Annotated in this window: 20 protein-coding genes; 9 read left to right on the top strand and 11 right to left on the bottom strand. The window is 72.8% G+C overall.

The annotated features are described in order from the left end of the window. Positions 1 to 16: 16 nt before the first annotated feature. The gene (locus ACWEN0_RS37380) at positions 17 to 559 is read right to left on the bottom strand and encodes a ferritin (RefSeq protein ID WP_451984445.1); all 543 of its coding nucleotides are present in this window, start codon (positions 557 to 559) and stop codon (positions 17 to 19) included. 67 nt (positions 560 to 626) lie between these two features. On the opposite strand from ACWEN0_RS37380, the gene ACWEN0_RS37375 reads away from it, so the two are divergent. Beyond that, on the top strand, positions 627 to 1,376 hold the full coding sequence (locus ACWEN0_RS37375) for an SDR family NAD(P)-dependent oxidoreductase (protein ID WP_451984581.1): 750 nt from the start codon (positions 627 to 629) through the stop codon (positions 1,374 to 1,376). Between the two features lie 230 nt (positions 1,377 to 1,606). Continuing rightward, entirely contained in the window at positions 1,607 to 2,236 is a 630-nt protein-coding gene (locus ACWEN0_RS37370; RefSeq protein WP_451984443.1) for a PaaI family thioesterase, read from the top strand. Here ACWEN0_RS37370 and ACWEN0_RS37365 read toward each other — a convergent pair whose 3' ends face one another. The 5 genes from ACWEN0_RS37365 to ACWEN0_RS37345 are packed head-to-tail and all read right to left on the bottom strand — an operon-like array spanning position 2,237 to position 6,561. Continuing rightward, complete coding sequence (locus ACWEN0_RS37365) at positions 2,237 to 2,995, bottom strand: MHYT domain-containing protein (RefSeq protein WP_451984579.1); 759 nt, start codon at positions 2,993 to 2,995, stop codon at positions 2,237 to 2,239. Between the two features lie 15 nt (positions 2,996 to 3,010). Further along, a complete protein-coding gene (locus ACWEN0_RS37360) occupies positions 3,011 to 3,598 on the bottom strand; it encodes a GTP-binding protein (RefSeq protein ID WP_451984441.1) in 588 nt (195 codons plus the stop codon). Beyond that, positions 3,579 to 3,956, bottom strand: a complete 378-nt coding sequence (locus tag ACWEN0_RS37355) for a DUF742 domain-containing protein (protein WP_451984439.1) — start codon at positions 3,954 to 3,956, stop codon at positions 3,579 to 3,581. Before ACWEN0_RS37355 ends, ACWEN0_RS37360 begins: the two co-directional genes overlap by 20 nt. Beyond that, entirely contained in the window at positions 3,953 to 4,387 is a 435-nt protein-coding gene (locus tag ACWEN0_RS37350; RefSeq protein WP_451984437.1) for a roadblock/LC7 domain-containing protein, read from the bottom strand. The genes ACWEN0_RS37355 and ACWEN0_RS37350 overlap by 4 nt, the downstream gene beginning before the upstream one ends. Further along, entirely contained in the window at positions 4,384 to 6,561 is a 2,178-nt protein-coding gene (locus ACWEN0_RS37345; RefSeq protein WP_451984435.1) for a HAMP domain-containing sensor histidine kinase, read from the bottom strand. Before ACWEN0_RS37345 ends, ACWEN0_RS37350 begins: the two co-directional genes overlap by 4 nt. Before the next feature lie 444 nt (positions 6,562 to 7,005). Between ACWEN0_RS37345 and ACWEN0_RS37340 the strand changes: the two genes are divergently transcribed. The 4 genes from ACWEN0_RS37340 (at position 7,006) to ACWEN0_RS37325 (ending at position 10,916) form a co-directional block, all read left to right on the top strand. Then, positions 7,006 to 7,965 carry an ArsR/SmtB family transcription factor gene (locus ACWEN0_RS37340; protein WP_451984433.1) on the top strand — a complete coding sequence of 320 codons (960 nt, stop codon included), beginning with the start codon at positions 7,006 to 7,008 and terminating at the stop codon, positions 7,963 to 7,965. Positions 7,966 to 8,201: 236 nt separating this feature from the next. Beyond that, positions 8,202 to 8,471: a hypothetical protein gene (locus ACWEN0_RS37335; protein WP_451984431.1), complete on the top strand. Its 270-nt coding sequence runs from the start codon at positions 8,202 to 8,204 to the stop codon at positions 8,469 to 8,471. Between the two features lie 349 nt (positions 8,472 to 8,820). Next, complete coding sequence (locus tag ACWEN0_RS37330) at positions 8,821 to 10,413, top strand: ABC-F family ATP-binding cassette domain-containing protein (RefSeq protein WP_451984429.1); 1,593 nt, start codon at positions 8,821 to 8,823, stop codon at positions 10,411 to 10,413. 71 nt (positions 10,414 to 10,484) lie between these two features. Further along, positions 10,485 to 10,916 (top strand): organic hydroperoxide resistance protein, encoded by a 432-nt coding sequence (locus tag ACWEN0_RS37325; protein WP_451984427.1) that lies wholly within the window; start codon positions 10,485 to 10,487, stop codon positions 10,914 to 10,916. 15 nt (positions 10,917 to 10,931) lie between these two features. Here the strand turns inward: ACWEN0_RS37325 and ACWEN0_RS37320 are convergent, their stop codons facing one another. Continuing rightward, complete coding sequence (locus ACWEN0_RS37320) at positions 10,932 to 11,960, bottom strand: alpha/beta fold hydrolase (RefSeq protein ID WP_451984425.1); 1,029 nt, start codon at positions 11,958 to 11,960, stop codon at positions 10,932 to 10,934. Between the two features lie 93 nt (positions 11,961 to 12,053). After that, positions 12,054 to 14,861: an AAA family ATPase gene (locus ACWEN0_RS37315; RefSeq protein WP_451984423.1), complete on the bottom strand. Its 2,808-nt coding sequence runs from the start codon at positions 14,859 to 14,861 to the stop codon at positions 12,054 to 12,056. 149 nt (positions 14,862 to 15,010) lie between these two features. On the opposite strand from ACWEN0_RS37315, the gene ACWEN0_RS37310 reads away from it, so the two are divergent. After that, positions 15,011 to 16,489 carry a tannase/feruloyl esterase family alpha/beta hydrolase gene (locus ACWEN0_RS37310; RefSeq protein WP_451984421.1) on the top strand — a complete coding sequence of 493 codons (1,479 nt, stop codon included), beginning with the start codon at positions 15,011 to 15,013 and terminating at the stop codon, positions 16,487 to 16,489. 84 nt (positions 16,490 to 16,573) lie between these two features. Continuing rightward, positions 16,574 to 17,647: an aldo/keto reductase gene (locus ACWEN0_RS37305; RefSeq protein ID WP_451984419.1), complete on the top strand. Its 1,074-nt coding sequence runs from the start codon at positions 16,574 to 16,576 to the stop codon at positions 17,645 to 17,647. Here ACWEN0_RS37305 and ACWEN0_RS37300 read toward each other — a convergent pair. From ACWEN0_RS37300 to ACWEN0_RS37290, 3 genes are read right to left on the bottom strand one after another with little or no spacing between them, the layout of a single operon-like run. Beyond that, on the bottom strand, positions 17,644 to 18,858 hold the full coding sequence (locus ACWEN0_RS37300; protein WP_451984417.1) for an amidohydrolase family protein: 1,215 nt from the start codon (positions 18,856 to 18,858) through the stop codon (positions 17,644 to 17,646). The genes ACWEN0_RS37305 and ACWEN0_RS37300 overlap by 4 nt on opposite strands. Then, a complete protein-coding gene (locus tag ACWEN0_RS37295; protein ID WP_451984415.1) occupies positions 18,855 to 19,280 on the bottom strand; it encodes a GAF domain-containing protein in 426 nt (141 codons plus the stop codon). The genes ACWEN0_RS37300 and ACWEN0_RS37295 overlap by 4 nt, the downstream gene beginning before the upstream one ends. After that, complete coding sequence (locus ACWEN0_RS37290) at positions 19,277 to 20,668, bottom strand: MFS transporter (RefSeq protein ID WP_451984413.1); 1,392 nt, start codon at positions 20,666 to 20,668, stop codon at positions 19,277 to 19,279. Before ACWEN0_RS37290 ends, ACWEN0_RS37295 begins: the two co-directional genes overlap by 4 nt. Positions 20,669 to 20,799: 131 nt before the next feature. Here ACWEN0_RS37290 and ACWEN0_RS37285 point away from each other — a divergent pair, with 131 nt between their 5' ends. Beyond that, positions 20,800 to 21,678 carry a MurR/RpiR family transcriptional regulator gene (locus tag ACWEN0_RS37285; RefSeq protein ID WP_451984411.1) on the top strand — a complete coding sequence of 293 codons (879 nt, stop codon included), beginning with the start codon at positions 20,800 to 20,802 and terminating at the stop codon, positions 21,676 to 21,678. Positions 21,679 to 21,729: the final 51 nt, after the last annotated feature.

Genomic DNA, 21,729 nt, shown 5'->3' with positions numbered 1-21,729 from the left:
CCGGGCGCGGCAGCCGTCAGAGCTTGCCGCCCGCGACCGGGGGCATGTCCGGCGCGTCCTCGACGGCCGTGGCGGCCTCGCGGTACAGGTGGCTCTCGACCTCGAAGAGGTTGTCCGCGGCCCGCTCGACGACCGTCAGCAGGGTCGTCATCTGGGCGACCTCCTCCACCTGCTCGCGGAGGAACCAGGCCACGAACTGCTCGCCGAGGTAGTCCTCTTCGGCGCGCGCGGCCTTGGCCATCGCCTCGATGTCGGCCGTGACGGACCGCTCCTGCTCCAGGGCCAGCGCGATCGCTTCGTGCACGCTCGAGAAGTCGTTCCGGACGTCGCCGCTGCCCGGGATGGCCACCGGCTGGCTCCGGTCGAGCAGGTACCGGACCATCGCCAGCGCGTGGTTGCGCTCTTCGACCGACTGCCGGTAGAAGCGTTTCGCCAGCCTCGGCAGGTCGCGCGCGTCGAACCAGGCGGCGAGGGCGATGTACTGCTGCGCGGCGGTGAACTCGTGCCGGATCTGCGCCTGCAGGAGCTCGGCGAACTTCGAACGCTGGGTGTCGGCCATGCCCACAACCTACGACGTGGGCGGCCACGCGATCTACGATCGGCGCGTGACGAGTCCCCGAACGGCCCTGCCCGACCTGTCCGGCACGGTCGTCTGCGTCACCGGCGCCGCCGGCACGATCGGCCGCGGGATCGCGCTGCGGTTCGCCGAAGCGGGCAGCGCGGTCGCCGTCCACCACCGCCGCCCCGGCGCCGCCGACGACCTCGTCGCGGCGCTCGAAGCCACGGGCGGCCGGGCCCGCGCGTTCGCCGCCGAACTGACCGACGACACCGCCTGCCACGCGCTGCTGGCCGCCGTCGCGGACTGGGGCGGCCGGCTCGACGCGCTGGTCAACAACGCCGGCGCCCAGCCGGCCGAAGCCCTCGCGGACCTGCCCGTCGACCGCTGGCGGGCGATGCTGGACGCCACGCTGACCAGCGCGTTCTCCTGCACCCAGGCGGCGGCCGGGCTGATGGGCGACGGCGGCAGCGTCACGCACATCGCGTCGATCGAGGCCCGGCACCCCGCGCCCGGGCACGCGCACTACAGCGCGGCCAAGGCGGCGCTGGTGATGCACGCGCGGGGCGCCGCGCAGGAGTACGGGCCGCGCGGCATCCGCGTGAACACCGTGTCGCCCGGGCTGATCGAGCGTCCCGGCATCGCCGGCCAGTGGCCCGAGGGCGTCGAACGCTGGCAGCGCGCGGCCCCGCTGCGCCGGCTGGGGACGCCCGCCGACGTCGGCAACGCGTGCGTGTTCCTGGCCTCGCCGCTGGCTTCCTGGGTCACCGGGCACGACCTGGTGGTCGACGGCGGAGTCACGGCACGCCCGACCTGGTGACGGACGCGGCGTGCGCCGCGGGGCATCACACGTGCGCCGCAGGGCATCAGCCGTGACGGGCGGGGCATCACGTCGATGCCCGCTCCATCACGCGTGATGCCCCGCCAATCACGGCTGATGCCTGCTCAATCACGTGTGATGCCCCCACGGCACCGGCGCACGGGCGGTGGGAGGCGGCCGGTCACTGCTAGAGTGGAACACGTTCTAGTTCCGCGGCCCCGGGGAGCGCGATGTCCGAAACCCAGGCGTTCCCGGTCGTCGACGGCGTGCCGCCCGGACGCGCCCTGCTCGGGCAGCGGATCCGGGAGCTGATCGACGCTTCGGTGTGCGTGACCGGCGACGCCGACCTGATCGCCGCGGCGCAGCGGATCGAGGACGTCACCAAGGCCCTGCGCGCCGAGGGCGGCTCGCCGCCGCTGCTGCTGGCCGCGCTCGAGGGCGGTGGTCACCTGAGCATCAACAACCCCCTGGAAGGGCCCGGGAACCCGCTGGCACCGCCGTTGTCGTGGGTGCACGTCGGGCCGGCCGTGGTCCGCGCCGAAGTGCTCCTCGGCCCGGCGCACGAGGGTCCGCCGGGCCGGGTGCACGGCGGCTGGGTGGCGGCCGTGCTGGACCACGTCCTGGGACGCGCGACCGCCGCGGCCGGCTTCCCGGGCATGACGGCGTCCCTGACCGTCGACTACCTCCGCGGCACGCCGTACGCCGTGCCGCTGACCGCCGAGGCCCGGCTCGAACGCCGGGACGGCCGGAAGCTCCACGCGACCGGGGTGCTCAAGGCGGGCGACGAGGTCTGCGCGACGGCGAAGGCGATCCTGGTGCACTTCGGCGCCGACCGGTTCCCGGTGTCCACTTCGGACTGATCAGGACGACACCGTCGTGCGCCGCGGGGCCTCCGCGCCCGAGGACACCATCAGCACCGCGCAGATCGGCACCGCCAGTGCCAGTGCCGCCAGCACGAACACCGGGAACAGGAACGAGAACACCTCCGTGCCCGACGGGTCCGGGGCCGCCGGGTCCAGGTGCAGGCGGACCGCCGCCATGCCCGTGTAGTGCATGCCCGTGACCGCCGCCGCCATCACCAGGCCCGCCGCCAGGCGGGGCAGGAGCTTGTCCAGCCCGACGGTGAACCACAGCGCCGCCGTCGCCGCGACCACCGCGATCACCACCGACAGCACCACCAGCCCCGGGTCGTAGCCGATCGTGCCCTTGACCTGCACCGCCCACATCCCCGTGTAGTGCATGACGTTCACGGCCAGCCCGGTCAGCAGCCCGCCCAGCAGCAGCCGCTTCCAGGCGAACCGGTTGCGCACGCCGAACACCAGCAGGCCGCAGAACACCGCCACCACCGAAAGCGCCGCGGACAGCGCCGTGCGCAGGACGTCGTAGCGCACCGGCAGCCCCGGCGTCGAAAACCCGAGCATCGCGATGAAGTGCATGACCCAGATGCCGACGCCGCCGATCGACAGGGCCGCGAGCGCGAGCCAGCCCAGCCGCTTCCGCGCGTGGTCGGTGGAGCGGGCCTGCAGCGTGCAGGCGAGCCCGAGGGCGCAGCCCACCGCCGAGGTCAGGTAAGCGAGCACCACGAGCCAGTGGCCCATGGCGAAGTCGTCGTGATCCATCCGCATCCGGTGCTCCTAGGCGTTCCGCCGCCGCGGCGAGTGCAGCTCCGCGAGCGCGTGCTCGGCGGCGGCGATGAGGGTCCGTTTCGTCGATTCCGGCGAGCGCGCGTCGCAGGTGATCACCTGGACGGCCGCCGGGATCCGGAGGGCTTCGCGCACCTGCTCCGGGGGGTGCTGGTGGCTGTCCTCGAACTGGTTGACGGCCACCAGGAACGGCAGGCCGCGCGATTCGAAGAAGTCGATCGCGGCGAAGCAGTCCGCCAGCCGGCGCGTGTCGACCAGCACGATCGCCGCGACCGCCCCGCAGACGAGGTCGTCCCACATGAACCAGAACCGGTGCTGGCCCGGCGTGCCGAACACGTAGAGCACCAGGTCCTCGGCCAGGGTCAGCCGGCCGAAGTCCATCGCGACCGTCGTGGCGAACTTCCCCGGCACCGCTTCGGTCCGGTCGATGCCGACACCCGCGACCGTCATCACGGCTTCGGTGCGCAGCGGGTCGATCTCGGAGACGGCGCCGACGAAGGTCGTCTTGCCGGCCCCGAACCCGCCGGCCACCACGATCTTGGCCGAGGTGATCCGCTTGTCAGAGTGCACGTAGTCCACTGAGGACCCTTTCGAGCAGGTCGTTCCGTTCGTCGTGGGAGGCGTCCGCGGCGAGGGTTTCGCGGATCGCCACCTGGCCGGCGATCAGCAGATCGCCGATGAGCACCCTGGCCACGCCCAGCGGCACGCCCAGGTGCGCCGCGACCTCCGCCACCGAGCGCTGCCGCAGGCACAGCTGCGTGACGGCCGCCAGCGGGTTCGTCGGGCTGTAGGTCGCGGTCCGGCCCTCGGGCGTGGTCTCGACGAGGGCTTCCACCGCCAGCTCGACCGGCGGCCGGGTGCGGCCGGCGGTCCACGAATACGGGCGGGCCAACGACGCCGCGTGCCGCCCGCCCTCGCGTCGCCGGCCTTCGGTCACCGGCTCGCCCCCGGCGCGGCCGCGGGCCGGGCGGCCGTGTCGACCATCTTGCCGAAGCGGTCGACGAGCAGCGTCATCTCGTAACCGACGAGCCCGATGTCGCAGCCCGGGTTGGCCAGCACCACCAGGTTCGAGCCGTCGCCGACGTTCATCAGCAGCAGGAAGCCCTGCTCCATCTCGATGACCGACTGCACGACCCGGCCCGCGGTGAACAGGTCGGCGGTGCCGAGGGCGAGGCTCGCGAGCCCCGACGCGATCGCCGAGAGCTGGTCGGCCCGATCGCGCGGCAGCAGGTCGTTCGCCGCCACGAGCAGGCCGTCCGCCGAGACGAGCGCGGCGTGCGCGACGCCGGGCACCTCCTGCGTGAACGCCGACACCAGCCAGTTCCGGGACTGGTCGACCACTTCCGCTCCTTCCAGCCGGATCTTCATGACTGGCCCTTCGGGTCGGTCGCGACGCGGTGGCGGGCCGCGCGCATCCCGCTGTAGTGCCGGGCGAGGTTGTTCCGCACCGCGGCGGGATCCCGGAACGACGGGTCGGCGGGCTGCTGCGGCTGCGTGCGCGGCGTGACCGAGCCCGGGGCGAGCTGGGCGCCCGGCTGCCGCGCGGGCAGGCCCGATTCGGTGAACTCGATGCCGTCCAAGGTCCCGACCGCGGCTTCGGCGGCCTGCCGGACCTCGTCGGTCGGAGTCGCCCACGCACCAGGCTTCGCCGGTTTCGCGGTGGCGGTGCCGGCGAACCAGTGCGAGAGCGTCTGGTCGAAGATCGGTGTCGGCGGCTGCTCGACCACGACCGGACCGGGCTCCTCGACAGGCCACCGGGGTTCCTGCTCGTGCCGGGCCGTCCCGTTCACCGCCGGGGGCAGCGCGAGCGGCCGCGGCGGCAGGTCGACCTGCACCAGCACGCCCGGGACGTGCACGCTGGCGGTGACGCCGGCCGTCACGGTCGTGGGACGCAGCCGCACGGTGATCCCGTGCGAAGCGGCGAGCCTGCTCACCACGAACAAACCCATCCTGCGGGTGGTCTCCGGGCTCACCGTGGCGCCCGCGGCCAGCCGCGCGTTCGCCGCTTCGAGGTCTTCGCGGGTCATACCGAGCCCGACGTCGACGACCTCGACCAGCACGCCGCCGTCGGAGCCGCGGTCGGCGGTGAGCACGACCTGCTCGTCCGGCGGCGACGACCGGATGGCGTTCTCCAGCAGCTCGGCGAGGATGTGCACGACGTCGGCCGCGGCTTCGGACTTCACCGACCCGCGCGGCGCGTTGCCGAGCGTGATCCGCTGGTAGTCCTTGACCTCCGACGTCGCCGCGCGCAGCAGCTCGACCGTCGCGACCGGCCCGACGTCGCGGCGCACCGGACGCCCGCCCGCGAGGACCTGCAGGTTTTCGCCGTTGCGCCGCAGCCGGGTCGCGATGTGGTCGATCTGGAACAGCTCCGCCAGCCGCTGCGGGTCCTGCTCGTCGGTTTCGAGGTCTTCGATCACCGACAGCTGCAGCTCCACCAGGGACTGGCTGCGGCGCGAGAGCGTCATGAACATCTCGCTGACCTGGATCCGCATCTCGGCCTGCTCGCCGACGGCCAGCCGCACCGCCTGCCGGTGCATGTCGTCGAAGGCGCGGGCCAGCTCGCCGATCTCCTCGTCGGAGCCGACCGGGAGCGGCTCGGTCGCCTGCCAGTCGACGTCCTCGCCGCCCCGGATCCGTTCGAGGGTGGCGGGGAGCCGGGTGCGCGCCGCGTCGAGGGCGGCGACCCGCAGCCGCCGGATCGGGGCGACCACCGAGCGGGCGACGGCGAGCGCGACGGCGAGGGCCCCGAGCAGCGCCGCGATCACCAGCGCGGCGTCGCGCAGCGCGGCGGACCGGCCCGTGTTGGTCAGCTCGTCGACCGCGTCCGAGAGCGTCTTCACCTGCTCCGACAGGACGGTCCCGAGGGCCGTGCGCCGCGCCGCGGGCCCGCCGGCGCCGGGGATGGTCGCGGCGGCGAACCGCGCGGCCACCGCACCGGCGGGCAGCGCGCGGCGGACCTGCCCGGCGAGGACGGCTTCTTCGGCGACGGCGGCCGGGGGGCCGGACGGCAGTTCCTGCCCGGCGAGCGCGGCCCTCAACTGCATCAATGCCTTCGTGATATCGGCCGAAGCGTTGAGACCGGTATTCCCGGCCTGTCCGACCACGGCCGGAACCAGTTCGCTCAGTTCGACGACGAAGTCGTGGTAGGCGATGGTTTTCGCGGTACCCGGCTGCCGCAGTCCGGTCAATTTCCCCAATTGATCTTCCAGTGTGCGCGAAAGCTCCGGGCTGAGCTGCGCGAATTCGGCGGCGCGGCGGATCGCGGTGGCTTTCGCGTCGACCGCGGCGGTCTGCGCGGCCCCGCCGTCGTGGACCAGCTCGTCGTCGACGAGGCCGCCGAGCTCGGCGATCCCTTGCACGACAGGCATTTGGTCGCGCACGCCGGACAGCGCGCCCGCCTGGGCGAGCTCGCCCTGCACGCGTCCGCCGGCCAGCAGCAGCGCGACCAGGACCGGCAGGAACAGCACGACGGAGATCTTGGTGCGCAGCCGCCAGGTGCCCGGATTCCAGGGCGGAGCGGAACGACGATCTTCTTTCATCGGTGGCGTGACTCGATTCGACCGGTGACCCGAGAAGTGTTTCTGGTTCCTTTTCGCGGAATTCAGACCGGAGACATAACTCTGACGGCGGCCGGGCTGTCAAGGAATGCCCGTCGTTTCCCCCGTACGCACCAGCTACACAGGGTGAGATTCGACAGCGCGGCTTTTTACCCTCGCGGAGGGTGAAGAACAGCTCAGGAGCACGCGCGATTCCGGCGGGAGTCCGTGAATTTCCGCCCGTGGCCGGGCCGACCCCCAGCCGGCCCGCACCCGGCACGCGGCATCCGTCCGCGGCCGTGCGGGGATGAACGTGCCAGCGACCCGCGAACGGCGTCAACCCGGCGTTGTGACGTTTCGCGCGTGCTCGAAACGTCACAGCTCACAGGGCGGCGGGACCCCGCGTCACCAGCGGCTATCCTCAGCCGCGGAAGGAGCGGTGCGTCGATGCTGAAGATCCACTTCACGGATGCGGACCTGGCGAAGGTGACCATCACCGGGGACGCCGATCCGATGTGGGAGCTGCTGATGAGCAGCTACCGGATCCGGCGTCCCGAGGGCGAGCCGTTCTTCGGCCGGTGGCGGAAGGGGTCACGCTCCGCGGTCCCCGAGTCGGGCCGGCTGCTGATGTCCGCCGTCCCGCCGTACGGCTACTGCCCGGACTTCCTCACCCCGGCCGGGCACGCCACGATCGGCGACGGCGTCGCCGCGCTGCTCGAAACCCCGCCGACGTCGCTGGCCGCCGACATCGCCGAGCTGGCGGCGCAGGGCACGCGCGTCCCACCGTGGCTGCGCCGCCTGGCCGGCGGCGAGTCCCGTGAACTGCACCGGCTCGGCACGGCCTTCCACGACTACTACGCCCGGTGCCTGGCCCCGGACTGGCCGACAGTCCGCCGCGCGGTCGGCCGCGACCGCCGCCGCCTGCAGTCGAGCCTGGACCGCGGCGGCCCCCAGCTGCTGCTTTCGACGTTGCACCCGGACGTCACGTGGTCGCCGCCGGTGCTGAAGGTCCGCTTCCCGATCGACCAGGAGCTGCACCTGGACGGCCGGGGCCTCCGCCTGATCCCGACGTTCTTCGCCCACGGCATGCCGACGACGTACAAGGACCCGGGCCTGCCGCCGGTGCTGGTGTACTCGATCAGCCACACGCGCTTCGACAGCGACGCCGAGCCGGGCCCGTCACTGGCGGCGCTGCTCGGCCAGACGCGGGCCCGGGTGCTGATGACGGTGGCGATCACCCGCTGCAACACGAGCGAGCTGGCGGAGCTGACCGGCGTCTCCCTGGCGACGGCCAGCCAGCACGCGTCGGTGCTGCGGGCCGGCGGCCTGATCACGAGCACCCGGTCCGGGAAGTCCCAGATCCACGAGATCACGCCCCTGGGCCTGGGCGTCCTCCGCGCCAGCTGACCGCGACAGCGCGGCGCGCCGGGAGCCCGGCGACACCGGCACGGCCCTGCTCGGCCGGGTGTTGCCCCGGTGAGCGGGGATCGTGTTAGCCTGTCGCCGTGCAGCGCCCGATGACGTCCTCGCGACTCGTAACCCGGCGCGCCGGCTGAACCCAGGTCGCCGGCGCGCGGCGTCGACGATCGCATTTTCTCGGGACCTGGCCCCGATCTCATCCCTTCTTTCGCAGGAGATCAGCCATGTCCACCTCCTTCGCCATTCCCTCCGCCCGCTCGGCCATGCTGCTGCGCCGGCGGATCGCGACCTACTTCACCGGCGGTGCCGAGCAGATCCCGGCGCTGGTCCACGCGCTGGCGGGGCACCTGGTCCACGAGCTGTCCGTCGACATCAAGGACGGCGTCCGCGAGAGCAGCATGGTCTGCGCCGTCCTGCTGGCCGCGGACGAGACCGAGCCGCTGCTCGACCGGCTTCGCGAGCTGGAGTCGGTCGTCTCGGCCGAGCTGGCGTAGCCCCACGCTCGACACGGCCGGGAAAGGCCCTCGGCAGACGTGTTCCGGGCCGCAAATGACTTGTGCCCGGCCGTGCTTCGACGGCCCCGGAACCCGGTGCCGAGCAGCCGGACGCGCGAGGCACGCGGGTGGATCCCCGCCGCGACCACGCGGCGCGCTGCGCCGGGTGCTGGAGGCGGTGCGCGCGGCCCTGCTATCTTCGCGGTGAAGATCGCTTTCGAGGAGACCAGTCGTGGCAGGTGACGTCGACATCTCCGGGTAGCCCCGGAGTACGCAGGCCCCCGGCAGTGCCGGTGCGGGCCGCCTTCGACGTCCCCCTTTCCCTTCGCACCACACCGAGGTCTTCGCCGTGTCCGAAATCGTGCTGTCCGGCCTGTCCTTCTCCTGGCCGGACGACACCCCCGTCTTCGACCACCTTTCCGCCACCTTCCCGAACGGCCGCACCGGGCTCGTCGCGCCCAACGGGTCCGGCAAGACGACGCTGCTGAAGCTCGTCGCCGGCGTGCTCCGGCCGGCCTCGGGCAGCGTCGCCGTCGACGGCGTCCTGGGCTACCTGCCGCAGGACCTGCCGCTGAGCGGCGAGCCGTCCGTCGCCGAAGTCCTCGGGGTCGCCCCGGTCCTGGCGGCCATCGCGGCCGTCGAATCCGGCGACGCCGACGAAGCGCACTTCACCACCATCGGCACCGACTGGGACGTCGAAGAGCGCACCCGCGCCCAGCTGGACCGGCTCGGCCTCGACGTCACGCTCGACCGTTCGCTGAGCACCCTCAGCGGCGGCCAGATCGTGTCGCTGGGACTGGCCGCGCGGCTGCTCGAACGACCGGACGTGCTGCTGCTGGACGAACCCACCAACAACCTCGACCTCGCCGCCCGGCACCGGCTGTACTCGGTGCTCGACGACTGGCCCGGCTGCCTCGTCGTGGTCAGCCACGACCGCGCGCTGCTCGACCGGATGGACCGGATCGCCGAGCTCGACCGCGGCGAGATCCGGTTCCACGGCGGGAACTTCACGTCCTACGAGGAGGCCGTCCAGTCCGCCCGGGAAGTCGCGGAGAAGAACGTCCGCAGCGCCGAACAGGAAGTCAAGCGCGAGAAGCGGGAGATGCAACAGGCTCGCGAGCGCGCCGCTCGCCGCGCGAGCACGGCGGCACGCACCCTCGGCAACGCCGGGCTGCCCAAGATCTTCGCCGGCACCATGAAACGCAACGCCCAGGAGTCGGCGGCCAAGGCGGACGGCACGCACGCGGCCCGCGTCGGCGCCGCGAAGGCCAAGCTCGACCAGGCCGAACGGGCGCGCCGCGACGAGCAGAAGATCAGCCTCGAACTGCCGCAGACGGAGGTCCCGGCGGGCCGCACGCTCTTCGCCGGCGAAGGCCTGCGCGTGCGCGGCCTCTTCCCCGGCGGCGTCGACCTGACGATCCGCGGCCCCGAGCGGATCGCGCTCACCGGGTCCAACGGCGCCGGGAAGTCCACGCTGCTGCGGGTGATCCACGGCGACCTCGCCCCCGACAGCGGGGCCGTGTCGCGGGCCGACGGGCGGATCGCGTTCCTCTCCCAGCGTCTCGACCTCCTGGACGACGACCGCACGGTCGCCGAGAACCTGGCGGCGGCCGCTCCGGCGCTGCCGCCCGCGCAGCGCATGAACCTGTTGGCGCGCTTCCTCTTCCGCGGTCCCCGGGTGTACCTGCCGGCCGGTGCCCTGTCCGGCGGGGAACGGCTGCGCGCGACGCTGGCCTGCGTCCTGTTCGCCGAACCCGCGCCCCAGCTGCTGTTGCTGGACGAGCCGACGAACAACCTCGACCTCGTCAGCGCGGGACAGCTGGAGAGCGCGCTGACGGCGTACCGCGGCGCGTTCGTCGTCGTGAGCCACGACGAGCGGTTCCTCGAACGCATCGGCGTCGACCGGTGGCTGCGGCTGGAAAACGGTGACGTACACGGGTGACGTCGGGCGACGGTCGCCGCGGCCCGCTCGCGGTTCCTAGCGTGGTGACGTCATCCGCTGAAAGGAACCACATGTCCGAAGTGACCTACACCGCCGTCGCCACCTCCACCGCGGAGGGCCGCAACGGCGGCCGCGCGACCTCCGACGACGGGGCGCTCGACGTCACCCTCGCCGTGCCCAAGGCGTTCGGCGGCGCGGGCGACGGCACCAACCCGGAGCAGCTGTTCGCGGCGGGCTGGGCGTCGTGCTTCGTCGGCGCGGTCCGCCGCGTCGCGGGCGCGAAGAAGGTGCCGCTGAACGACCTCGCCGTCGTCGCCGAAGTCACCCTGCACCACGACACGGAAGCGAGCGAGTTCCACCTGAGCGCGGTGCTCCACCTGGAGGCGACCGGCATCGACCAGGCCACCGCGGACGACCTGGTGGCCGGCGCGCACCAGGTCTGCCCGTACTCGAAGGCCACGCGCGGCAACGTCGAAGTCACCCTGGACGCCACCGTCGCCTGACCCGTCGCGGCGGACTCACAGGTGGTCGGCGTCGATGATCGCCTGGGCGAACGGGCGCGGCGCTTCCTGCGGCACGTTGTGGCCGATGCCGTCGAGGATCCGGTGCTCGTACTTGCCCGTGAACTTCGCGCGGTAGGCCGTGCCGTCCTTGGCCGCCGCGTCGAAGTCGCTGCCGATCGTGATCGACGGGACCGTGATCGCCGGGCCGGCCGCGAGCTTCTGCTCGTACTGGTCGTACTGCGGCTCGCCCGGCGCGAGGCTCAGGCGCCAGCGGTAGTTGTGGACGACGATGTCGACGTGGTCCGGGTTGTCGAACGCCTTCGCGCTGCGGTCGTAGGTCGCGTCGTCGAAGTGCCAGGCCGGGGACGCCGTCTTCCAGATCAGCTTGTTGAAGTCGTGGCGGTTGGCCGCGTAGCCGGCGCGGCCGCGCTCGGTCGCGAAGTAGTACTGGTACCACCAGCCCAGTTCCGCCTGCGGCGCCAGGGGTTTCCGGTTCGCCACCAGGTTCGTGACGATGTAGCCGCTCACCGCGACGACCGCCTTGCACCGTTGCGGGAACAGCGCGGCGATGATGTCGACGGTCCGGGCACCCCAGTCGTACCCGCCGAGGACGGCCTGGTCGATCTTGAGCGCGTCCATCAGCGCGACGACGTCCAGCGCGACCGCCGCCTGCTGTCCGTTGCGGACGGTCTGCGCGGACTTGAACGTCGTCGGGCCGTAGCCGCGCAGGAACGGGACGATCACCCGGTAGCCGGCCGCGGCCAGGATCGGGCCGACGTCGACGTAGCTGTACGGGTCGTACGGCCAGCCGTGCAGCAGCACGACCGGCTGCCCGGTCGCCGGCCCGAACTCGGCGTAGGCCATGGTCAGCACGCCGGCGTCGGCGTGCTTGAGTTCGCCGAGCGAAGTGTGCTCGCCGGACCCGGCACGCAGGTCGGGCGTCTTCGCCGGCGCGGCGGGCGCGCCGCCGGACGAACAGGCGGCCAGCGACGTCGCCGCCAGCCCCGCCGCGAACGCCTGCCCGAACCTTCTCCTGCTGATCATCATCTGCTCCTGCGCGAAAGACCGTGGGACTTTCACGACGTTAGGGAGCTTCGAGTGATCTTCGCGCCCGTCAGGTGACGCAGCCGGTGTACGTCACCCGTCCAGGGTCTTCAGCATCCCGGCGAGGTCGGCGCGCGAGCTCACGCCCAGTTTCGGGAAGATCCGGTGCAGGTGGGTCCCGACGGTCCGGTGCGAAAGGTACAGCCGCTGCCCGATCTCCCGGTTCGTCAGGCCCTCGGCGGCGAGCTGGGCGATGCTCAGCTCGTGCGGGGTGAGCTTCTCGCGCGCGTCCGGGCCCCGGTTCGGGCTCGACTCGCCCGCCCCGCGCAGCTCGCGCTGCGCCCGCTCGGCCCAGGCCGTCATACCGAGGGCGTCGAACGTCTCCCGGGCCGTGCGCAGGTGCGTCCGCGACTCGACGACGCGTCGCTGCCGCCGCAGCCACTCGCCGTAGGCCAAGTGGACGCGGCCGCGTTCGGCGGGCCAGCCGGTCAGGTCGGCGTCCAGTGCCGCCTCGAACCGCTCGTCGAGCACGGCTCGCGCGTACCGCAGCCCGATGTGCAGCGCGGGCGACGGCGACTTCAGGGACTCCAGCTCGGCGAGGACGGCGCGCAGGGCGTCGGTCTGCCCGGCGCGGACCGCGGCCTCGGTGAGTTCCGCGAGGCAGTACGCGCGCAGGGCCAGCTGGTAGGCGGGGTCGGCCGGGTCGAGCAGTCGTCGCAGGTCCGCGAAGGCGTCCTCGAACCGGCCCTCGCTCAGGTTGATCAGCCCGCGCGTGAGCTGGACGGTGGCGAGGACCGGCCGGGCGCCCGCGGCGAGCCCGGCGCGTTCGGCTTCGTCGGCCAGGGTTTTCGCCTGCCGGTGGTCGCCGCGCAGGGCCGCGATCTCGGCCTGGACCGCGGTGGCGAAGCCGTACATGAACGGCTGGCCGGTCTCCTGGGCGAAGCGGGCGGCTTCGGCGGCGACGGGCACCGCGGCGGCGAGGTCCCCGAGCCGGACGCGGCTCCACGCCTGGACCGCCAGCGCCCGCGGCAGCAACCCGAGCCGGCCTTGCGCACGCAGGCCCGGCGCGGCGGCGGCGGAGAACCGCGCGGCCAGGTCGAACGCGCCGACCTGCAGGGCCGCGCTGCCGAGGTACCGGTCGACCTCGGGATCGGCACCGGTCGCGCCGGCGAGCTTCGTCAGGTTCTTCAGGACGACCTCACCGCGCTCGAACGGCGCGACATAGGCGGTGACGGCCACGACGCGCGGGTCGTCGTCCGGCACGGGCAGCCGGTCGGCGACGCCGAGCAGCGCCCGCCGGGCGGCTTCGCCGGGCTCGGTCCAGAAGCACCGCATGGCGGCGCTCCAGAGGATCCGCATGGCCGCGTCGTGCTCCCCTTCGGCGGCGACGGCCTCGGCGGTGGCGGCGAGTTCGGCGACGCGGGCGGGGTCTTCGCGAACGCCGTCTTCGAACTCGCTGAGCAGCCGGCTCGCGGTGGCCCGCTGCCGCGCACCGGCGGGGTTCGCGGCGTGCACGAGCCGTTCGGCGGTCTCCCGCCGCCCGGACTCGACGGCCAGTTCGGCGGCCTTCAGCAGCCGCTCGGCGCGCGGCTCGGGCCGTTCACTCAGCCGCGCGGCCTGCTCGAGAGCAGCGATGGCGGCGGCCGAGCCACCCCGGTACCGGGCGCGTTCGGCGGTCCGTTCGAGCGCGGCGGCAACGGTTTCGTCGGGCCCGGCGGTGGCGGCGGCCTGGTGCCACGCACGGCGGTCGGGCTGGTCCCGGAGAGCTTCGGCGAGGGCGAGGTGGACCCGCCGCCGCTCGACCGGGCCGGCCGCGGCGGGAATGGCGGAGCGCATGAGGGGGTGCCGGAAGGTGACGGTCCCGGCGGAGAGTTCGACCAGCCGAGCCTCGACGGCGGGCCCGAGGATTTCGGGTTCGGCGGCAGCCAGCTCCGACCCGGCGCCCCCGGGCACATCGGCAGCATCAGGTAGGCCGCACCCCTCGCCGCCCGGCGAGGCAGCCGCCACCCGCTCCGGCAAGGCTCCGGCGCCAGGCGCGGTCCCTCCCGCCGCCAGAAGGGCAGCCGTCGCGGTCAAGGTCTCGGCCAGCGATGTCGTCTCGTTCAGCGCCGCCGCCAGCAACGCCGTGCGCGTCGGTGCCGGCAAGCCCGCCACCCGGGCCGTGAACGTGCGCTCCAGCCGCTCCGTCAACGGCAGCACCGGGTCGAGCCCGTCGAGATCAGCCAGCGCCAAGGGCAGTTCCGTCAACGCCAGCGGATGCCCGGCCGCCTCGGTCAGCAGGCGGGTCCGGACCGCCGGGGCCAGCCGGGGCGCGACCGCGTCCAGCAGCTCCGCGGCCTCCTCGGCAGGCAGGCGGCCCAGCAGCATCGGCGCCAGCCCGGCGTCGAGCAGCGGGGACGCCGCGCCGTCCCGGAGCGTGGCCACCAGGACCATCGGCTCGGCCTCGATCCGCCGCGCCACGAACGCCAGGACGTCCGCGCTCGCGCGGTCCAGCCAGTGCGCGTCCTCCACCACCAGCAGCAACGGCTTCGCCGCCGCTTCCTCGGCCAGCAGCGTCAGCGCCGCCAGCCCGACCAGGTACGCGCTCGGCGAAGCGCCCTCCGCCAGTCCCAGCGCCGTCCGCAACGCGGACCGCTGCGGTGCCGGCAGCTCGTCGCAGCCCGCCCGCACCGGGTGCAGCAGCTGGTGCAGACCGGCGTAGGCGAGGTTCTGCTCGGCCTCCGCCCCGGTCGTCCGCAGGACGCGCAGCCCGGCGACCGACGCCGCGGCCGCCGTCTCGGCGACCAGCGCCGACTTGCCGATCCCGGCCTCCCCGCGGATGAGGACTCCGGCGCGGTCGCCGGGCCCGTCGACGAGCTCGCCCAGCTCCTTCAGCTCGGCTTCCCGCCCGTGCAGCGCCATGGACCCGACCTTACCGAAAGCACGTTTCCGCAGCTCACAGCCAAGTGACGTACATGGTCAGCGTCACCCGACGGGCGCGGGCGTCCGGCCCGGCCGCCTACCTTGACCAGCGCAATGTCCACATCGGACGAAAGCGACCAGAGGAACCGATGAGACGCCTTCCCCAGTTCTTGGCGGCCGCCGTGCCGCTCCTGCTGACCGGCCTGGTGCCGCTCGCGCCGAGCGCGGCCGCCGCGACGCCCGCGTGCGCCGCCGTGTCGGTCCCCGCGCCCTCCGGCGCGAAGACCGAGTCGGTCCAGGCCGAGCACAAGACCGCGTACTGCCAGGTCACCGTGACCCTGACCCACGACGGCACCGACCACGTCAAGGTCGCCGTCGCGCTGCCCGACACCGGCTGGACCGGACGGCTCCAGGCCCTCGGCGGCAGCGCCTACGCCGCCGGCAACTTCGACGGCCTCGCGCAGGCCGCCAAGGACGGCTACGCCGGCGTGACGACCGACGCGGGCGTGTCCCTCGACGGCCTCGACACGTCCTGGGCGCTCAAGTCCGACGGCCGGGTCGACCAGACCCTGCTGACGAACTTCGCCACCCGCTCGGTGCACGAAGAGGCCCTGATCGGCAAGGCCGTCACGCAGCGGTACTACCACCGCCCGGTGACGTACTCGTACTGGACCGGCTGCTCGACCGGCGGCCGCCAGGGGTATTCCGAGGCGCAGAAGTACGCCGGCGACTTCGACGGCATCCTCGCGAACGCCCCGGCCGTCGACTGGACGCAGTTCGCGGTCGCGACGCTCTGGCCGCAGGTCGTGATGAACCAGAGCCACGACTTCCCGAGCACCTGCGTGCTTTCGGCGTTCCGCACGGCCGCGGTCAAGGCGTGCGACGCGCGTGACGGCGTCACCAACGGCATCGTCGACCGGCCGGACGAGTGCGGCTACGACCCGCGCAGCCTGGTCGGCACCAAGGTCGTGTGCGACGGCCAGGAGTTCACCGTGACCGCGGCGGACGCCGAGGTCATGCGCAAGATCTGGGCCGGCCCGACCGACGAGCACGGGCGCAGGCTGTGGGCCGGGCTCCCGAAGGGCGCCGACTACACGTGGCTGGTGGCGACCGCGCCGGGCTTCCCGGTGGCCGTCAAGTGGGTGCAGTCGTTCGTGGAGAAGCAGGCCGGCTTCGACACCTCGAAGCTGACGTACGCCCAGTACGCCGACGTGTTCCGCCAGTCGGTGCGGGAGTACGACGACGTCATCGGCACGTCCGACCCCGACCTGTCGGCCTTCCGCCGCGCCGGCGGCAAGCTCATCACGTTCGTCGGCGCGAACGACCAGCTGATCCCGCCGGGCGGCACGCTCTCCTACCGCGCCCAGGTGGAGCGGACGATGGGTGGCGTGAACGACTTCTACCGGCTGTTCCCGGCGCCGGGCGTCGAGCACTGCTTCGGGGGCGGTGGTCCGGAGCCGACCAACGCGCTGGGCCAGCTCGTCGACTGGGTCGAGCACGGCAAGGCCCCGGCGACGCTGACGGCGGCGTCCGCGGACGGCAGGACGCGCGACCTGTGCCCGCTCCCGCGGGTGTCGCGCTACGCGGGTGGCGACCCGGCGGTGGCGTCGAGCTACCGCTGCCGCTGAGTCCGCGCCGTGGGTGCCGGCCTCCCTCCGGCACCCACGGCGAATGGACTTGCGGGTCCAAAAAGTGCTCGGCACGCTGAAGTCATGGCACTCGATCAGTACTACCTCCTCGGCCGCTCCGGCCTGCGCGTCAGCCGGCTCGCGCTGGGGACGATGAACTTCGGCACCGGCGGCTTCCACGCCGCCTACGGCAAGACGGCGGACGAGGTCCGCCCGATCTTCCGCAAGTACCTCGACGAGGGCGGCAACTTCCTCGACACCGCGGACTTCTACACCGCGGGCGAGAGCGAGACCATCCTCGGCCGGCTCGTCGCCGAAGCGGGCGTGCGCGACCGCGTCGTGCTCACCACCAAGTTCACCAACAGCGTCGACCCCGGCGACCCCAACGCCGGCGGCAACGGCCGCAAGCACCTGGTCCGCGCGCTCGAGGCGTCCCTGCGGCGGCTGGGCACCGACTACGTCGACCTCTTCCTGCTGCACACGTGGGACCGGCTCACCCCGGCCGAGGAGGTCGTGCGCACGCTCGACGACCTCGTCCGCGCGGGCAAGATCCGCTACGCCGGCCTGTCCGACGTGCCGGCGTGGTACGCGGCGAAGGCGCAGACCTACGCCGAAGCGCACTCGCTCACCCCGATGATCAACCTGCAGCTCCCGTATTCCTTGGTGCAGCGGCAGATCGAGACCGAGCACGTCCCGATGGGACAGCACCTGGGCATGGGCCTCACCGCGTGGAGCCCCCTGGCCGGCGGCTTCCTGACGGGCAAGTACCGCGACGGCGGTACCGGGCGCTTCGCCGACCCGGACGCGCAACCGTGGACCGAGCGCGACTGGCAGCTGCTGAAACCGCTCGAAGAGGTCGCGGGCAAGCTGGGCGTCACGATGGCCCAGGTGGCGATCAACTGGGTCGCCACGCAGCCGGGCATCGCGTCGGCGATCGTCGGCGCGAGCAGCGCGGAGCAGCTGGGCAAGAGCATGGCCGCACTGGACTTCGAGATCCCGGCGGAGCTGCGCGCCCGCCTCGACGAGGCGAGCGCGGTGCCGCCGGCCTCGGTGTACCGGATGTTCACGCCCGAGTACCAGAACTGGATCGTGACCCCGCAAACCAAGGTCGGCGACAAACCCGACGGCTACGCGCCCGCGGTGCGGAACTGGGTCTAGCCCGCGACGACCTCGCCGCCCTGGATGATGTGGCGGAAGTTCTTCGGCTCCGCCAGTACCGCCACGTCCTCCAGGGGGTCGCCGTCGACCACCAGCAGGTCCGCGTGGGCGCCCGGGGCCACCGTGCCGATCTCGCCCGTCAGGTTCAGCAGGTCCGCCGCCGTCGATGTTGCCGAGCGGAGGATCTCCAGGGGCGTCTGGACTTCGGCGCGCAGGCGGAACTCGTGGTTCTGGTGGCGGTGCATGCCGCCCAGCAGGTCCGTTCCGTAGACCAGCTTCACGCCGCCGCGGGCCGCGCGCTCCAGGGCCGCCAGGCCCGCGCCCAGCACCTCGTCGACCTTGCGCCAGCTCGACTCCGGCAGGCCGTGCTCGCGGCCTTCCTCCTTCAACGCCCAGTACGTCACCAGCGTCGGCACCAGGTAGGCGTCCTGGGACCGGAACAGGGCGACGCTCCGGTCGTCGAGCAGGTTGCCGTGTTCGATCGACCGGACGCCCAGCTCCAGTGCCCGGTTCACCGCGCGGGCGGTGTAGGCGTGCGCGGCCACGTACCGGTTCGCCGCCGTCGCTTCCTCGACGATCGCGCCCAGCTCTTCGGCCGAGTACTGCGTCGAGTCGATGCGGTCGGTCGGGGACGCGACGCCGCCGGACGCCATCACCTTGATGTGGTGCGCGCCCTTGCGCAGCTCGTCGCGCGCCGCCGCGCGGACCGCGTCCACGCCGTCGGCCACCCGGCCCAGGCCCGCGCAGCACGGGTGGTCGTCCTTCGCGTGCGCGCCGCGGGTCCGGCTGTCACCGTGCCCGCCGGTCTGGCTCAGGGCCCGGCCGCAGAACAGCAGCCGCGGCCCCCGGAACAGCCCTTCCGCCTGCGCGTCGGCGAGACCGAAGTCGGCGCCGGAGGCGTCGCGGACCGTGGTGAACCCGCGGTCGAGCATCCGGCTCATCGTGCGCGCCGCGTGCGCGGCCACATAGGACGGTGACGACGACGGCAGCGACCCCAGGTCCGCCGTCGACGCGGTGACGTGGACGTGCGCGTCGACGAGCCCCGGCAGCACGACCGCGCCCCGGACGTCGAGGGTCCGCACGTCGGCCGCGCCCAGCGACGGCCCCACCTCGGCGATGCGGCCGTCGACGGCCCGCAGGTCGCCCTCGGTGTACTCCCCCGACAGCGGGTCGAGCAGCCGCGCGTTGCGCAGTACCAGGGATCCGGTCACTTCTCCTCCTCCAGCAGGGCCGGCACCGCGAGCGGCGCCAGCGATCCGGCCACCGCGACCGCATCCTCGTCGTACGCGCCTTCCGCGTCGAGGATGTTGAGCACCCCGAGCGTCCGGCCGCCGGACACCACCGGCACGTTGATGATCGCCCCGCAGCCGAGCGACTCGATCAGGTCGTGGTCGGCGAAGATCTCCCGCACCGCCGCCTTGTCCGGGCCGAAGTACGGCTCCTGCGCGGTGATGCAGCGTTCGAGCCAGCCGGCGGCGACCTCGACGGTCTTCTCCCCGCCCACCGGGTACTCCGCGGGGTGGCTGCTGTGCACCCGTCGCAGCGCGTTGCGCTCCGGCACCCACGCGAGCACGGTGAACAGCCGCACGCCCAGCTCGGCGCGCACCCGTTCCTCCACAGTGGACAGACTCACTTCGTCATCTCCTTCGCGACGGCCACCGGCGCGCCGTGTTCGGTCAGTTCTTCCAGGGAGCGGCCCGCGGTGGACAGGCCGAAGACGAGCACGCACAGGACGCCCGCCGCGAGCACGGCCGTCGTCAGGCCGAAGACGCCGGCGAAGCCGAGGCTCGCCGCGGACAGGCCGATGATCGTCGGCGCGAGGATGCTGCCGACCCGGCCGAACGCGCTGGACAGGCCGGTACCACTGGCGCGGATCCAGGTCGGGAACACCTCGGGCGTGTAGGAGTAGACGCCCGCGTAGGTGCCGTTGAGGAAGAACGACAGCACGGCCCCGGCGAGCGTGATCGACCACGGCGCGCTCGTCTGGCTCAGCCAGAACGCGCTCACCGCCGAACCCGCCAGGTACAACGCGATGGTGTGCTTGCGGTCGAGCCGTTCGGACAGCCAGGCGGCGGAGAAGTACCCGGGCACCTGGGCGAGGTAGATGATGATCGAGAACTCGAAGCTCTTCGTCACGGTGATGCCGCGTTCGACGAGCAGCGTCGGGATCCACGAGAAGAAGCCGTAGTAGGAGAACGTGATCACGAACCAGACGGTCCAGATCACGGCCGTCCGGCGCCGCATCGCGGGGCTCCACAGGAACTTCAGCGCGCTGAAGAGGGTGACCTTCGGCGTCTCGGTCGCGGGCCCGGTCTCGGCGGCGGGCACCGGCGGGAGGGCCGCGCCGGTCGCCTTCTGGACGTCGCGTTCCATCTTGACGACGACGTTCTCGGCCTCGGTCGCCCGTCCCCGCGCGAGCAGGAACCGCGGCGACTCGGGCAGGGATCGCCGCCACCACAACAGCATCACGATCGGCAGCGCGGTGACGAGCTGTGCGACCCGCCAGCCTTCGTCGAACGACGGCACGACGAACCGCCCGATCAGCGCGGCCGCCACGAACCCGAAGGAGAAGAACCCGGCGAGCGCGCCGACGAACCAGCCGCGCCGCTTGGCCGGCACGAACTCGGCCAGGAACGGCGCGATGATCGCGCTTTCGGCGCCGGCGCCCGCCCCGGCCAGCACCCGCGCGCCGAGGAAGATCTCGTAGTTGGGCGAGAAGGACGCGATCACGGAGAACAGCGCGTAGAACGCCAGCGCGTACATCATGACCTTCTTGCGGCCGATGCGGTCGCCGAGCAGGCCGGCCGCGATCGCGCCGAAGAGGAAGCCGAACGGCGTCGCGGAGCCGATCAGCCCGAGCTGGCCGTTGCCGAGCCCCCACGCCGCTTTGGCGCTGGGCAGCAGGAAGGCGACGACCGCCGAGTCCATGCCGTCGAAGGTGTAGCCGAGCCCGCCGATGAGCAGCAGTTTGTAGTGGGGCCGGCTCAGCGGGAGCCGGTCCAGTCGTGCCAGCAGGGTCATGGGGGAACGCCTTCCGTCTCGGGCGCCGGGGAGTGCGGACAACGTATACTGCGTTTTCGCAGTTTTGCAACGTTCATTGCAAGTCGATGTCCCTGCGTTACGGTTCTGCGAGAGCGAGGGAGGGCACGAGGGTGGCGGAGACCGACGACGGTTTCGAGGGCTGGCTGCGCGACCGGCTGCCCGAACGCGGGTTGCGGCCGAAGTCCGCCGCCGTGCTGGAGGTGCTGGTCTCCCAGCCGAGACGGGCCTCGTTCGGCTCGACGGCCGAGCTGGCGCAGCTCGCCGGCGTCAACGTCGCGACCGTGACGCGCACGGCGCAGGCGCTCGGCTTCGCCGGCTGGCCGGCGTTGCAGCAGGAGCTGCGGGCCCGGTACATGTCGTCGCTGAGCGCGCCGCAGGTCGCGGAGGAACACCGGGGCGTCGGTTCGCCGGGATCGGCGTCGCTGCGCCGCGACCTCGACAGCCTGGCCCTCCTCAACCGGCGCTTCGACGAGGAGGTCATCCGCGAGGTCGCCCAGGCGATCGCGGCGGCCCGCCGGACCCTGGTGATCGCGGACGGCAGCTACGCGGCGGTCGGCATCGCCTTCGCGCACAACGCGCGTCTCGCGGGCTACGACGTCCACGCGGTCACGGCGGGCGACGCGGAACTGGCGAACCAGACGGCGAAGCTGACCTCGGCCGACGTGCTGGTGGCGATCAGCTTCTGGCGTCTCTACGAGAGCACGGTCCTGGCCGCGGACGAGGCGAAACGCCGTGGCGCGCGGGTCTTCGCCGTCACGGACGCGGCCAGCCCGGCGCTGGCGGGCGCGGTCGAGCACGTGCTGATGGTGCCCGCCGAGGGCGTGACGTTCTTCCCGTCGCTGACCGCGGGCATGGCGCTGGTCCAGGCGATCGTCGCGCAGCTGGCGGCCGTCGACCCGGCGCGCACGAGCGAGTCGATCGAGGCGGCGGAGGCGATGTGGACGCGCTTCGACCTGCTGCACCGCCGCCCGTCGGCCAAACCCGTGTGACCTGGGTCACTCGACGACGGTTTTCCGCTCCCCGGCCGGTCTTGATCCGGT

The organism is Amycolatopsis sp. NPDC004378, from assembly GCF_053602455.1.
Note: the sequence above shows the minus strand (reverse complement) of the source record. Positions and strands in the feature narration are given on the sequence as shown.

What these genes read in the sequence shown, in the direction of transcription:
- ACWEN0_RS37320 (WP_451984425.1), bottom strand. Translation starts at nt 11,960, where the DNA reads ATGATCAGCAGGAGAAGGTTCGGGCAGGCGTTCGCGGCGGGGCTGGCG.
- ACWEN0_RS37305 (WP_451984419.1), top strand. Translation starts at nt 16,574, where the DNA reads ATGGCACTCGATCAGTACTACCTCCTCGGCCGCTCCGGCCTGCGCGTC.
- ACWEN0_RS37370 (WP_451984443.1), top strand. Translation starts at nt 1,607, where the DNA reads ATGTCCGAAACCCAGGCGTTCCCGGTCGTCGACGGCGTGCCGCCCGGA.
- ACWEN0_RS37350 (WP_451984437.1), bottom strand. Translation starts at nt 4,387, where the DNA reads ATGAAGATCCGGCTGGAAGGAGCGGAAGTGGTCGACCAGTCCCGGAAC.
- ACWEN0_RS37365 (WP_451984579.1), bottom strand. Translation starts at nt 2,995, where the DNA reads ATGGATCACGACGACTTCGCCATGGGCCACTGGCTCGTGGTGCTCGCT.
- ACWEN0_RS37310 (WP_451984421.1), top strand. Translation starts at nt 15,011, where the DNA reads ATGAGACGCCTTCCCCAGTTCTTGGCGGCCGCCGTGCCGCTCCTGCTG.
- ACWEN0_RS37340 (WP_451984433.1), top strand. Translation starts at nt 7,006, where the DNA reads ATGCTGAAGATCCACTTCACGGATGCGGACCTGGCGAAGGTGACCATC.
- ACWEN0_RS37315 (WP_451984423.1), bottom strand. Translation starts at nt 14,861, where the DNA reads ATGGCGCTGCACGGGCGGGAAGCCGAGCTGAAGGAGCTGGGCGAGCTC.
- ACWEN0_RS37345 (WP_451984435.1), bottom strand. Translation starts at nt 6,561, where the DNA reads ATGAAAGAAGATCGTCGTTCCGCTCCGCCCTGGAATCCGGGCACCTGG.
- ACWEN0_RS37335 (WP_451984431.1), top strand. Translation starts at nt 8,202, where the DNA reads ATGTCCACCTCCTTCGCCATTCCCTCCGCCCGCTCGGCCATGCTGCTG.
- ACWEN0_RS37380 (WP_451984445.1), bottom strand. Translation starts at nt 559, where the DNA reads ATGGCCGACACCCAGCGTTCGAAGTTCGCCGAGCTCCTGCAGGCGCAG.
- ACWEN0_RS37290 (WP_451984413.1), bottom strand. Translation starts at nt 20,668, where the DNA reads ATGACCCTGCTGGCACGACTGGACCGGCTCCCGCTGAGCCGGCCCCAC.
- ACWEN0_RS37325 (WP_451984427.1), top strand. Translation starts at nt 10,485, where the DNA reads ATGTCCGAAGTGACCTACACCGCCGTCGCCACCTCCACCGCGGAGGGC.